The organism is Pantoea sp. EKM101V (assembly GCF_011800325.1).
Taxonomy (GTDB): domain Bacteria; phylum Pseudomonadota; class Gammaproteobacteria; order Enterobacterales; family Enterobacteriaceae; genus Pantoea; species Pantoea anthophila.
Genome location: NZ_JAALFP010000006.1, coordinates 34,796 through 48,063 on the forward strand (window position 1 = coordinate 34,796; position 13,268 = coordinate 48,063).

At 59.0% G+C, this 13,268-nt stretch carries 11 protein-coding genes; 6 read left to right on the plus strand and 5 right to left on the minus strand.

Translation table 11 applies throughout. The annotated features are described in order from the left end of the window. Positions 1-73: 73 nt before the first annotated feature. Complete coding sequence (gene dinB, locus HFD92_RS11195; protein ID WP_058956394.1) at positions 74-1,129, plus strand: DNA polymerase IV; 1,056 nt, start codon at positions 74-76, stop codon at positions 1,127-1,129. A 34-nt stretch (positions 1,130-1,163) separates the two neighbouring features. On the opposite strand, the gene HFD92_RS11200 is transcribed toward dinB, so the two are convergent. From HFD92_RS11200 to pepD, 4 genes are all read right to left on the minus strand, one after another. Continuing rightward, positions 1,164-2,231: a sugar ABC transporter substrate-binding protein gene (locus HFD92_RS11200; protein ID WP_046101305.1), complete on the minus strand. Its 1,068-nt coding sequence runs from the start codon at positions 2,229-2,231 to the stop codon at positions 1,164-1,166. 25 nt (positions 2,232-2,256) lie between these two features. Then, positions 2,257-3,258 (minus strand): ABC transporter permease, encoded by a 1,002-nt coding sequence (locus HFD92_RS11205; RefSeq protein WP_009091899.1) that lies wholly within the window; start codon positions 3,256-3,258, stop codon positions 2,257-2,259. After that, on the minus strand, positions 3,255-4,760 hold the full coding sequence (locus HFD92_RS11210) for a sugar ABC transporter ATP-binding protein (RefSeq protein ID WP_154928046.1): 1,506 nt from the start codon (positions 4,758-4,760) through the stop codon (positions 3,255-3,257). Before HFD92_RS11210 ends, HFD92_RS11205 begins: the two co-directional genes overlap by 4 nt. A 260-nt stretch (positions 4,761-5,020) precedes the next feature. After that, the gene (pepD, locus tag HFD92_RS11215) at positions 5,021-6,478 is read right to left on the minus strand and encodes a beta-Ala-His dipeptidase (RefSeq protein WP_009091896.1); all 1,458 of its coding nucleotides are present in this window, start codon (positions 6,476-6,478) and stop codon (positions 5,021-5,023) included. Between the two features lie 254 nt (positions 6,479-6,732). Here pepD and gpt point away from each other — a divergent pair, with 254 nt between their 5' ends. The 3 genes from gpt (at position 6,733) to crl (ending at position 9,061) form a co-directional block, all read left to right on the plus strand. After that, positions 6,733-7,191: a xanthine phosphoribosyltransferase gene (gene gpt, locus HFD92_RS11220; RefSeq protein WP_009091894.1), complete on the plus strand. Its 459-nt coding sequence runs from the start codon at positions 6,733-6,735 to the stop codon at positions 7,189-7,191. A gap of 120 nt (positions 7,192-7,311) precedes the next feature. Further along, positions 7,312-8,559 carry an esterase FrsA gene (gene frsA / locus HFD92_RS11225; RefSeq protein ID WP_009091892.1) on the plus strand — a complete coding sequence of 416 codons (1,248 nt, stop codon included), beginning with the start codon at positions 7,312-7,314 and terminating at the stop codon, positions 8,557-8,559. A 100-nt stretch (positions 8,560-8,659) separates the two neighbouring features. Next, entirely contained in the window at positions 8,660-9,061 is a 402-nt protein-coding gene (gene crl, locus HFD92_RS11230) for a sigma factor-binding protein Crl (protein ID WP_009091890.1), read from the plus strand. 299 nt (positions 9,062-9,360) lie between these two features. On the opposite strand, the gene ompC is transcribed toward crl, so the two are convergent. Further along, positions 9,361-10,473, minus strand: coding sequence for a porin OmpC (gene ompC, locus HFD92_RS11235; RefSeq protein ID WP_009091888.1), 1,113 nt, complete (start codon positions 10,471-10,473; stop codon positions 9,361-9,363). 249 nt (positions 10,474-10,722) lie between these two features. On the opposite strand from ompC, the gene proB reads away from it, so the two are divergent. Next, positions 10,723-11,826 (plus strand): glutamate 5-kinase, encoded by a 1,104-nt coding sequence (gene proB, locus HFD92_RS11240; RefSeq protein ID WP_009091886.1) that lies wholly within the window; start codon positions 10,723-10,725, stop codon positions 11,824-11,826. 10 nt (positions 11,827-11,836) lie between these two features. Then, positions 11,837-13,090 (plus strand): glutamate-5-semialdehyde dehydrogenase, encoded by a 1,254-nt coding sequence (proA, locus tag HFD92_RS11245; protein ID WP_167428948.1) that lies wholly within the window; start codon positions 11,837-11,839, stop codon positions 13,088-13,090. The last annotated feature ends 178 nt before the right edge of the window (positions 13,091-13,268 follow it).

Consider the following 13,268-nt stretch of genomic DNA (forward strand, 5'->3'; position numbering starts at 1 on the left):
CTTTATTCGCCCGGGCAACAAATATTGCAGTTACCCCTGTCAGCTGTATACTTATCCAGTGCCGGAGGGGGGTATGCGTAAAATCATTCATGTCGATATGGACTGCTTCTATGCCGCAGTGGAGATGCGTGACAATCCCCAGCTGCGCGACATCCCGATCGCCATCGGTGGCAGCCGCGAACGTCGCGGGGTCATCAGTACCGCCAACTACCCGGCCCGCAAATTTGGTGTGCGCAGCGCTATGCCGACCGGCATGGCCCTGAAGCTATGCCCGCATCTGCGCCTTCTGCCAGGGCGTTTCGACGCCTATAAGGAAGCCTCCGCGCAGATCCGCGAAATCTTTTCCCGCTATACCCCGCTGATTGAACCGCTCTCGCTGGATGAAGCCTATCTGGATGTGACGGACAGCCCGCACTGCCACGGCTCGGCCACGCTGATGGCGCAGGCGATCCGCGCCACGATTTACCGTGAAACCGGGCTGACCGCCTCGGCCGGCATCGCCCCGATCAAGTTTCTGGCCAAGATCGCCTCCGACCTGAATAAGCCGGACGGGCAGTGTGTTATCACCCCGGCAGAGATGCCTGACTTTTTACTGACGCTGCCACTGGCGAAGATCCCCGGCGTAGGCAAAGTCTCCGCAAAGAAGCTCGAAGAGATGGGGCTGGTGACCTGTGGCGACGTGCAGAAGGCCGATTTAGCCCAGCTGCTGAAGCGCTTTGGCAAGTTTGGCCGGGTGGTGTGGGAGCGCAGCCACGGCATTGATGAGCGCGGCGTGATCGTTGAGCGCGAGCGTAAATCGCTGGGGGTCGAGCGTACGCTGGCGGAAGATATCAGCGACTGGGAGGCCTGCCTGGAGATCATCGATTTTCTCTATGCCGAACTCGACCGCCGGCTGACGCAGATCCGACCCGACAGACAGGTGGCGCGTCAGGGCGTCAAACTGAAGTTCAGTGATTTTCAGCAGACCACCCAGGAGCATATCTGGCCGGTGCTGAATAAAGAGGACATGATCGCCATCGCCCGCAAGACCTGGGATGAGCGCCGCGCCGGGCGCGGTGTGCGGCTGGTGGGACTGCACGTGACGATGGTAGATCCCCAGCTGGAACGTCAGCTCCTGCTGGGTTTATAAGTCAGCCTCACCCGCCGGCAGGGCTGACGCCAGATTACTTCTTATATTTCGCGGCCAGGGTGGCGAACCACGGCGCGACAAAATCCTCATTGCTGCCCCAGCCCGGAATGATTTTGTTCAGCGAGGCGACGTTCACCGCGCCAGGCTGGCTGTTCAGCTGCTGCTGAGAGATTGACGCCGCTTTAAACTGATACGTTGCTGGTGTCTCTTCACCGGCAATCTTCTTCGCCACCAGCCGCATATTGACCGCGCCAATGGTTTTAGGATCGACCGCCACCGTCTGCACCCACGGGCTGTTTTTCTCACGCATCAGCTGCAAATCCTGGTTCGAGACATCGATGCTATAGAGCTTGATCTCGGTCCGGCCATTCTCCTGCAGCGCCTTGTAAGCCCCCTGGCTGAACGCATCCCAGGCTCCCCAGATGGCGTCGATTTTGCCTTTCGGGTATTTCGCCAGAATCGCACCAATCTTGTTGGCGGTGTCGCCCTGCACGTCAGTTGAAACGGCCCCAATCGACTCCAGCTGATGAATGCCCGGATTCTCTTTCAGCAGTTTTTCATACACCACCTGACGGCGCTCCATCGGCGGGAAACCGGCGACCCACAGCTTGACGATATTCGCCTTGCCGTGGAAATCGTTGATCAGCTGGCCCAGCGACAGCTGCGCCAGCGAGGCATCATCCTGAGCGGTAACGGTGACGCCGGGAATCGGGCTCTCCACCGGGGTATCAAACACCGACAGTTTGATGCCTGCATCGGCAATGCGCTTCACCAGCCCGCTGGCGTAGGGCGCCTTTCCGTGCGACAGCACGATGCCGTCATACTTCTGGCTGATCGCCTGATTAACGAAGTCCTGGAAGCGCGCGTCGTCGCCGTTGCTGAGGAAGGTACTGACCTTAAAGCCAAGCTGGCGACCCTGCTGAATAGCACCGGCAACAAACTGGGTGGTGTTGTCATCGGAGCCGAGATTGCGGATCACCGCAATGCGGATAGGGCCGTCATGACCCGCGATGGCCGCAGGCACCGGCGTGACGGTCTCCGCGAAGGCGGCGCTGGCGTTCAGCAGGCTCAGGGCCAGCAGCGAGAGTGTTATTTTTTGCATTGTTATCAACTCCGGTAGACGCGCCTCAGCGGCGCTGGATATAGGTGATCGCCAGTGCTAAAGCCAGCACCAGCCCTTTGATGATGTCCATGGCGTAGTAGGGCACAGAGAGCATGACCAGGCCGTTCTGCAGCACGCCCAGGATCACCGCGCCGACCAGCGTGCCGAGCGCATTCGGCTTGCCGGAGCCCGCCAGTGAGAAGCCTATCCACGCCGCCGCGACCGCGTCCATCAGGTAGCCGCTGCCGGCGTTGACCTGGGATGAACCGATGCGCGATGCGAGCAGAATGCCGCCCAGGCCCGCCAGCAGGGAGGCGATGACGTAAGCCAGTACCCGGTAGCGGGTGGTGCGGATGCCGGAGAGGCGCGCCGCTTCCGGATTGCCGCCCAGCGCATACATCCGGCGACCATGTTTGGTCAGGGAGAGCGCCAGCTGTGCCGCGACGGTCACCACCAGCATGATGATAACAATGGTCGGCACCTGACCGAGCAGGCCAAACGCCGCCGGAATGGTGCCTTCCGCCATATCACCGCTCGGCAGCACCATGTTCTCGGTGATCGACCCGCCGAAGCTGTAGGTCATCGCCACCCCCTGAATCACGAAGAGGGTCGCCAGCGTCGCCAGCATGTCCGGGATGCGCAGGATCACAATCAGGAAGGCGTTGAACAGCCCGACCAGCGTGCAGAGCGCCAGGGTGATCAGAATCGCGGTAGTGGTGCCAAAGCCGTACCAGACAAACAGTGAAATCACCAGCGCGTTAGCCAGCGAGGCGGTCGAGCCGACCGACAGATCAAAGCCGCCGACGGTCAGGGAGATAGAGACGCCAACGGCAATAACTGTCACAATCGCGATCGAACGCAGAATGTTGATGATGTTATTGGGTTCAAGGAAGCTGTCGGAAGCCAGCCCAAAAGCGGCGATCAGGATCACCACCGTGAGCAGCATGCCCCATTTATAGAGAAAGTCGAATAGCTGGTGATGCCACGGGGTGGCGGTCAGTTTAAGATGGGTCTCTTTGCTGCTCACGCAGGGGTTCCTCCGGTGGAATAGAGCAAAAGCGTCTCTTCGGTGACGTCGTCTGCAGCCAGTTCAGCCACAATGCGTCCATCCCAGAGCACGCAAATCCGGTCGCATAAGCCGACCAGTTCAGAAAATTCACCCGACGCGTAGATAATCCCTTTCCCTTCCCGCGCCAGGCTGTCGATGAGGGTAAACAGTTCGGTTTTGGCTTTGATATCGACGCCCTTGGTCGGCTCATCGAAAATCAGCACGTCGGCGTTATTACGCAGCCATTTGCCGATCGCCACTTTCTGCTGATTGCCGCCCGACAGGCGGCGCAGCGTCTGAGCCGGACCGGTGGTGCGCACCTGCAGCTGCCGGATAATCTGCTCGGCCCAGCGCCACGCCTGGCGATGACCAAACAGGCTCCAGCGCGAAAAGCTGTCATCCGCGCTGACGCTGAGGTTCATCGCGACCGACTCATCAATAAAGATCCCCTCTTTGCGCCGCTCCTCCGGCACCAGCGCCATGCGACGGCTGACCGAATCGTGCGGCGAGCGGGGCTGCCACGGCTGACCGTGCAGTTCACCCCGGCTGACGCGACTTTGTGTGGCGCCGAACAGGGCTTTGCAGAGTTCGGTTTTCCCCGCGCCGGCCAGGCCGGCAATGCCCAGAATCTCCCCTTTATGCAGGCGCAGCGAGATAGCCTGCAGCCGCTGCGCATCGTGAAGTCCCTCTACCGCCATCAGCAGCGGCTGCGCCTGCTGTGGACGACGCGGCGGGAAGATGTCGGTCAGCTGATGACCCAGCATCTTCTCAACAATCTGCTCTCCGCTCAGCGCGGCCATCGGGCCGGTTTCAATCAGGCGGCCGTCGCGCAGCACCGTCAGACGATCACAGATGGCTTTCAGTTCATGGATGCGGTGAGAGATAAAGACCACGCCGATGCCGCTGGCCTGCAGGCGACGCACCACGGCAAACAGTCGCTCACTTTCATGCTGGTCCAGCGGGGCGGTGGGTTCGTCCAGTATCAGGAAGCGGCAGTGGTGCGACAGCGCCCGCGCTAACAGAATCTGCTGCTTTTCCGCCAGCGTGCAGCGCTCCACCAGCCGGTTTACATCCAGCGCCACATCGAGCTGAGCCAGCAGCGCCCGCGCCTGACGGCGGATCTCTCCCCAGCGATAGCGGTGACCCGGCTCGGCCAGACGGTCCAGCAGGATATTTTCCGCCACGCTGAGCTGCGGCACCAGCGCCACATCCACTTCCTGCTGAACCAGATGAATGCCCAGCTGCTTAGCCTCGCGCGGTGTGCGAATGGAGACCGGCTGGCCATCAAGCAGGATCTCGCCGCTGTAGTGGCTGTGCGCGCCGGACAGGATCGCCATCAGCGTGGATTTGCCCGCTCCGTTCGCACCGGTGAGCGCATGAACCGAATGGCCTTCACTGCGGAAATCCACCGACGATAGCGCGGCAAACCCGCCAAAAGCGATGGAGATGTTACGCATCTCAAGGCAATTTAACCCTGGCATGTGATGACTCTCCTGAAGAATGAGTGGCCGCATTTTTTCCTGAACCTTCAGGCGCGGCAACAGCCGAAAGCGCATAAGCTAGCACGAAATCTTATTAGCCATCCAGACATCCGGACATAATGGCGGCTATAACCAGCGAAGCGTGGGAACGTGGCGGAATAGCGGGGGAAAACGAAAAGAAGGCAGCGAATTATGCTGGGGGAAAGTGGCACGCATAAAAAAACCAGGCCGGAGCCTGGTTCATTTTTCTGACGACCGGATTACTTTTCTGGCACCACATTCAGCAGGGTGGTCAGCAGTTTCCAGTAAAGGCCAACGCTTTCAATATGCACCTGCTCATCAGGTGAGTGCGGCCCGGTGATGGTCGGCCCAATCGACACCATATCCATGTTCGGGTAAGGCTTCTTGAACAGACCACACTCCAGACCGGCGTGGATCACCTGAATGTTCGGCGTCTTGTCGAACAGGGCGATGTAGGTCTGACGGGTCAGCGCCATGATGGCGGAGTCCGCATCCGGCTGCCAGCCAGGGTAGCCGCCTTTCGCTTTGGTCTGCGCACCGGCCAGCTGGCCCAGCGAGGTCAGCATCTGCACCACATAATCGCGGCCCGTGTCGATCAGCGAGCGGATCAGGCAGTTGATCTCGGCGTGATCCTCTTCCATCGTCACCACACCGATATTCAGTGACGTTTCAACCACGCCTTTCGCCACGTCTGAATTGCGGATCACGCCGTTTGGCGTGCTGTTCAGCAGGTTCAGGAAGCGATCGCGGCTGTCAGCGCTCAGGGCGGCACCCTGATGCGCCAGTGGCTCGGTGACCAGGGCAATGTTCGGCTCTTTGATACCGTGCTCGTTCTGGATGGCGCTCAGGAACTGCGCTGCTGCTGATTTCAGCGCATCCGCTTTGTGGCTTTCAACCGCAACGGTCGCAAAGGCTTCGCGCGGAATGGCGTTGCGCAGTGTGCCGCCGGTGAAGGTCAGCAGACGCAGATCCAGTTCAGCCGCGTGGGCCGCCAGGAAGCGCGCCAGCAGCTTGTTGGCGTTGCCGAGGCCCATGTGAATATCGGCGCCGGAGTGACCGCCACGCAGCCCTTTCAGCGTCAGCTTCAGGGTCTGGAACTCAGCAGGCACGGCCTCACGGGTCAGCGGCAGGGAGGAGACGAAGTCGATCCCGCCCGCGCAGCCCATGTAGATCTCACCTTCCTCTTCAGAGTCGGTGTTGATCAGGATTTCGGCCTGCAGCCAGTTGGGCTGAAGACCGAATGCGCCATCCATGCCGGTCTCTTCGGTCATGGTCAGCAGCACTTCCAGCGGGCCGTGCGTCAGGCTGTTGTCAGCCAGTACCGCCAGCGCTGAGGCCATACCGATGCCGTTATCGGCACCCAGCGTCGTGCCGCGCGCTTTGACCCACTCGCCATCAATCCACGGCTGAATCGGGTCTTTGGTAAAGTCATGCACGGTGTCGTTATTCTTCTGCGGCACCATATCGAGGTGCGCCTGCAGCGCGACCGGGGTCCGGTTTTCCATGCCAGCGGTGGCGGGCTTGCGAATCAGGATGTTGCCGACCTGATCGCGCTCACACCAAAAGCCCTGCTCTTTAGCCCAGCCGGTGATGTAGCTCGCCAGCGCTTCTTCGTGAAAAGAGGGGTGAGGAATAGAGCAGATCTTAGCGAAAATATCCCACAGCGGCTGTGGAGAGAGTTGAGACAATTCAGACACGACAGGTCTCCTGTGTCAGTGTACCGGCGAGGCCGGACATCGCGAGTTTCCAGTGAAAAATCGCCGTCAGAGAATCTGACGAGCCAGGCCCGAGAATATCACTGTTTTTCACCGGGTGCGCTCCCGGACGCGCTAAAAAGCCGCAACCAGCGCGCGGGTGCTGGTTTTTAGCGCGTCAACTCCTTATAATCTCGCGCAACCTTTTCCCCGTTGCACATTTTTAAGCCACTTCGGTTGGCTGGGATTTCTATTCTATGAGCGAAAAATACGTCGTCACCTGGGACATGCTTCAGATTCATGCCCGTAAACTCGCCCAGCGTCTGCTGCCTGTTGAACAGTGGAAAGGCATCATCGCGGTGAGCCGTGGCGGTCTGGTACCGGCTTCGCTGCTGGCACGTGAACTGGGTATCCGCTATGTCGATACCGTCTGCATCTCCAGCTATGACCACGATCATCAGCGTGAAATGAAAGTGCTGAAGCGCGCAGAAGGCGACGGTGAAGGCTTCATCGTGATCGATGACCTGGTGGACACCGGCGGAACGGCGCAGGCGATTCGTGAGATGTACCCAAAAGCGCGTTTCTGCACCATTTTCGCGAAACCGGCCGGTCGCTCGCTGGTTGACGATTACATCGTCGATATCCCGCAGGATACCTGGATCGAGCAGCCGTGGGATATGGGCGTGGTCTATATCCCGCCGATTGTAAAAAGCTGATTGCGATATCCTCACGTCACAACGCCCGGTTTTCCGGGCGTTGTGCTTTCTGAGCCTCGCACCCCGAATTGCCGTACAGTACACTTAGCCATCGCCGTTTCTGTTGCAGGAGAAGTGAGAATGACGAGCAAAAACCTTAGCGAGGAGCTGTTCAAACCCCGCTTCAAACATCCTGAAACCTCTTCCCTGGTGCGTCGTCAGCATCATGCCACCCCGGATGTACACTCCACGCTGGACGGAGAGAGCCAGCGGGGCTGGTATCGGATGCTGAATAAGCTGATGTGGACCTGGCGCGGCCTGACGCCGCAGGAGATCAGCGAAGTGCTGGCCCGTATCGCCATCAGCAAGGTTGAGCATACCGATGAGACGCTGCTCGATACGGTGATCGGTTTTCGCAGCGGCAACTGGCATTTCGAGTGGTGCAGACAGGCGGGGATCTGGCAGCAGAAGGCGCTTGAATCTGGCGACGACAGTGAGGCAGGCGACTTCTGGCTGCATGCGGCGCACCTTTACAGCGTCGCCGCCTATCCCTACATAAAAGGGGATGAGCTGGCCGATCAGGCACAGACGCTGGCCAATCGCGCCTATGAAGAGGCGACGCAGCGCCTGCCCGGTGAACTGAAGACCCTGACGTTCGCCATCGCGGGCGGCAGCCCGGTCACCGGCTTTCTGCACATGCCGCCCGGCGTCGAAGCCCCTTATCCCACCGTGCTGTTCTGCGGCGCGCTCGACTCGTTACAGAGCGATCACTACCGTCTTTTCCATGATTATCTGGCGCCTCGCGGTATCGCGATGCTGACCATTGACGTGCCGTCCGTGGGTAACTCGGTGAAATGGACGCTGAATCAGGACACCAGCTTCCTGCATCAGCAGGTGCTGCGTGACCTGACCAATGTGCCCTGGGTCGATCATACGCGTGTGGCGGCGTTTGGTTACCGCTTTGGTGCCAACGTGGCCGTTCGGCTGGCCTATCTCGAATCGCAGCGGCTGCGGGGCGTTGCCTGTCTGGGGCCGATTGTACACGCGCTGCTGACGCAGACGGCGCTGCAGGATAAGATCCCGGATATGTACATGGACATGCTGGCGAGCCGTCTCGGCATGGCCACCGCCTCTGACAGCGCGCTGCGCACCGAACTCAATCGCTATTCGCTGAAAACTCAGGGACTGCTGGGACGTCGCACGCCCACGCCGATGCTTTCGGGCTACTGGCAAAACGACCTCTTTAGCCCGGAGGAGGAGAGCAGGCTGATCGCCCGCTCCTCATCGGACGGGAAAGCCCTGCTGATTCCGGTGAAGCCGGTGATGGCCAGTTTCGACAAAGCGCTGAATGAGATTTGCGACTGGCTGGAGAAGCGTTTAAAAAGGTAACTGGCAAAATTTTCACTGTTTGCTACAACTAGTAGCGGAATTTTTCCGGGCTACCCGGAAATCAGGGCTGTATAGCGGTCAAAACCAATGGAGAATCAGCATGACGTTACCAAGTGGTCATCCCCGCAGTCGCCTGCTTAAGCGTTTTACCGAGCTTGGACCTTATATTCGCGATGGGAAATGTGGCGAAACCCGTTTCTTCTTCGACTGCCTGGCTGCCTGCGTTAATGTGAAACCCGCACCGGAACTGCGTGAGTTCTGGGGCTGGTGGATGGAACTGGAAGCGCAGGCTGACCACTTTACCTATGTCTACCACATCGGCCTGTTCGATAAAGAGGGTGACTGGTCGGTGGCAACCATCAAGGGCAAAGAGAACACGGCGCGCGTGGAGGAGACCTTACGTAACTTCCATACCCGTCTGAAGGCGATGCTGAAGGAGTTAGATCTGGACCTTATTCCGGCCAGCGACTTCGATGAGAAACCGGTGAAGCTGAGCGCCTGAGTCAGCGGAAAAGGGCGGCCTGACCTCGTCGTCAGCGTGCTGAGAAGCCTGAAGCAGAGTGAAACTGGCCGCGATAACGAAACCTGATGCGCAGGGAACCGGGTCAGAAAAGGAAAGCGTCCCGCGCCAGGGACGGCGCGGGCCGAGCGGCCAGGGATTGGCTTAAGCGACTTTCCGTTCTGACCCGGTTCCCTGAGCGGGCTCGATCTCACCGCAGCCTGAGTCAGATTGATTAACAACAAAAGGGCGAGTGAAAACCCGCCCTTTTTTTATGCTGTGACCGGCGTGCAACCGCCACATCAGAACTGGTAAGTCATCCCCACCGCGACGATGTCATCGTTGTTGAGCGACAGCGCGTTGTCATCATCCAGCTGGTTGATTTTGTAATCCACGAAGGCCGACATATTTTTGTTGAAGTAATAGGTCGCACCGACGTCAATATATTTCACCAGATCCACATCGCCGATACCGTTTTCGATATCTTTGCCTTTGGTCTGCACATAGCCAATAGACGGACGCAGGCCGAAATCGAACTGATACTGCGCCACCAGTTCGATGTTCTGCGCTTTGTTGGCTGCGCCCGCAACGGAGGCACCCGTGTTGCGGTTGGTGCCGCTGATTGGCGTCATGTTGCGGGTGTCGGTGTAGATCGCCGCCAGGTAGACGCTGTTGGCATCATACTTCACGCCTGCGCCCCAGGAGTCGGCACGGTCACCGCCGCCATAGGCGCGCGCCTGCTGCTGGTTAGTACGGTCGGAGGAGGTGATGGCACTCATCAGGCTCACGCCGCTATCACCCAGCGCATAGCCCAGTGAGGCGCCGTAACCGTCGCCGTTCTGACGGTTAATATCGGTGCGGCTGTTGGCGCTGGTGGCGTCGTTTTTGCCCTGATACTGCAGCGCAAATTTCAGTCCATCCACCAGACCAAAGAAGTTGTTATTACGGTAAGTGGCGACGCCGGTGGCGCGCTGAGTCATGAAGTTATCTGAACGGGCCGTGCCGTCACCGCCAAATTCCGGGAACACGTCGGTCCAGGCCTCAACGTCATACAGCACACCGTAGTTGCGGCCATAGTCCACCGAACCGTACTGCGAAAATTTCAGACCGGCAAAACCGAGGCGGGTTTTGTTGCCATTGTTGGCGTCGCTGCCTTCGGAGTTATTGACGTTGTACTGATATTCCCACTGACCATAACCGGTCATCAGGTCATTAATCTGTGTCTGACCTTTAAAGCCGATACGGGTATAGGACTTGTCACCATCTGCGCTGGCGTTATCGCTGAAGTAATGTTCCGCTTTCACTTTGCCGTATAAGTCCAGCTTGTTGCCATCTTTGTTATAGATTTCGGCAGCCTGCGCGGCAGAAGCCAGCATCAGCGTAGAGAGGAGCATGGCCAGTGTGCTTTTCTTCATTTGCTATCAATCCCAATGTGAGCGCCGTGTGAACGCCGTAAAAAAATGAAAGTTTTTGTAAAGCACCGACTTTTTACCCGTCAGAGATGAACTTTTTATGACGCTTTTCCTGATTTCTTGTTAACGGTGAACTTTTGGTCTACGCCCCTGTCCACGTAATTTCGTGCTTTTCCCCCGCTGGCTGTTGGCTTCCTTATCGACTCCTGTTAAAACGTCCTTTCGTAAAAATTTTTCACTACGGCAGGAAATATGAGTGGCAGTCAGACCTTAGTGGTCAAGTTGGGTACCAGCGTTCTTACCGGCGGATCGCGCCGGTTAAATCGGGCGCACATGGTGGAACTGGTTCGGCAATGTGCGCAGCAGCACGCCGCAGGCCACCGCATTGTGATCGTCACCTCCGGCGCAATGGCCGCCGGACGCGAACATCTGGGCTACCCCGAACTGCCGCCGACCATCGCCTCAAAGCAGCTGCTGGCTGCGGTGGGGCAGAGCCGTCTGATTCAGCTGTGGGAACAGCTTTTCTCTATCTACGGTATCCATATCGGCCAGATGCTTCTGACCCGCGCCGACATGGAAGATCGCGAACGCTTCCTCAATGCCCGCGACACGCTGCGTGCGCTGCTGGACAACCACATTGTGCCGGTCATCAACGAGAACGACGCCGTCGCCACCGCGGAAATCAAAGTGGGCGACAACGACAACCTCTCGGCGCTGGCGGCGATGCTTGGCGGAGCCGACAAGCTGCTGCTGCTGACCGATCAGCAGGGACTGTTCACCGCCGATCCGCGCAATAATCCCGACGCTGAGCTGATCAGTGATGTCCATGTGATTGATGACGCGTTACGTTCCTTAGCGGGCGGCAGCGTCTCCGGGCTGGGCACCGGTGGAATGTCAACCAAGCTTCAGGCCGCGGATGTGGCCTGCCGCGCCGGCATCGACGTCATCATCGCGTCAGGCAGTCGCACCGGTGTGATCAGCGATGTGATTGAGGGGAAACCGGTGGGCACGCGCTTCCATGCGCAGCAATCGCCGCTGGAAAACCGCAAGCGCTGGATTTTCGGGGCACCCCCGGCCGGTGAGCTGACCGTCGATGATGGTGCGCTGGCGGCCATTATCGAACGCGGCAGCTCGCTGCTGCCGAAAGGGATTCGCGCCATCCAGGGAAATTTCTCGCGCGGTGAAGTGATCCGCATTCGCAGCCTGCAGGGCAGGGACATCGCCCATGGGGTTTCACGCTACAACAGCGACGCAATGCGGATGATCGCCGGGCATCACAGCCAGCAGATCAGCGACATTCTGGGTTATGAATATGGCCCGGTGGCGGTTCACCGCGACGACATGATCGTCAGTTAAGGAGCGGACAATGCTTGAAGAGATGGGAAAAGCGGCGCGTGCCGCAGCGTATACCGTGGCCGATCTGTCGACGGCAGAGAAGAATCAGGTGCTGATGACCATTGCCGACTATCTGGAGGCGGAAAGCGCTGAGATTCTGGCGGCTAACGCGCTGGACTTAGCCGATGCGCGTCAGAATGGCATGAGCGCCGCGCTGATGGATCGGCTGACGCTCAATCCGGAGCGGCTGAGCAGCATGGCCAGCGATGTGCGCAAAGTCTGCCAGCTCGCCGATCCTGTCGGCCAGCTCATTGATGGCGGGCAGCTCGACAGCGGGTTGCGCATCGAACGTCGTCGTGTGCCGCTGGGTGTGGTGGCCGTGATTTATGAGGCGCGGCCAAACGTCACCGTGGATGTTGCCAGCCTCTGCCTGAAAACCGGTAACGCCGCGATTCTGCGCGGCGGAAAAGAGACCTGGCGCACCAATGCGGCCACCGTGCGGGTGATCCAGAAGGCGCTGCAACAGCACGGACTACCGGCGGCAATTGTCCAGGCCATTGAGAACCCCGATCGTGAACTGGTGAATCAGCTGCTGAAGCTGGATCGCTACGTCGATATGCTGATCCCGCGCGGCGGAGCCGGCCTGCACAAGCTGTGCCGGGAAAACTCCACCATTCCGGTGATCACCGGCGGCATCGGCGTCTGCCATATCTACATTGATGAGACGATGGCGATCGAACCGGCGCTTGATCTGATCGTCAACGCCAAGAAACAGCGTCCCAGCGCCTGTAACTCGCTGGAGACCCTGCTGGTGGATCAGGCTGTGGCCGATCGTTTCCTGCCCGCTTTCAGCGCGCGTATGGCGCAGGAGGCGATCGCGCTGCATGCTGACAGCAACGTGCTGACGCAGCTGCAGCAGGGGCCGGCATCGGTCTCGCTGGTCAATCCGCAGCAGTATGACGACGAGTGGCTGTCGCTGGATCTCAACGTCCGGTTAGTGGCGAATATGGATGAGGCGATTGATCACATCCGCACGCACGGCACGCAGCACTCGGATGCCATTCTGACCCGCGACACCCGCAAGGCGATGCGCTTTGTACGCCAGGTTGACTCGTCAGCCGTCTATGTCAACGCCAGCACCCGCTTCACCGATGGCGGGCAGTTCGGTCTGGGGGCTGAAGTGGCGGTGAGTACGCAGAAACTGCATGCGCGCGGTCCGATGGGATTAGAGGCGCTGACCACCTATAAATGGATAGCCTGGGGCGACGATACGCTCCGCTCATAATTGCGATAATTTTTAACAAAACGGGAGTCTTTCACAGGCTCCCGTTTTTTTTAGCGTCTCTTTTTCGGGCCAGTGAAAGATAGGATTTTCGGCGCTTCAGTTTCAATTCCGTTCCGGTCACCTCATCGCAGGCCAGATTGCTGGCTGAATTTCACGCAATTTCTTACGGAACATTCCT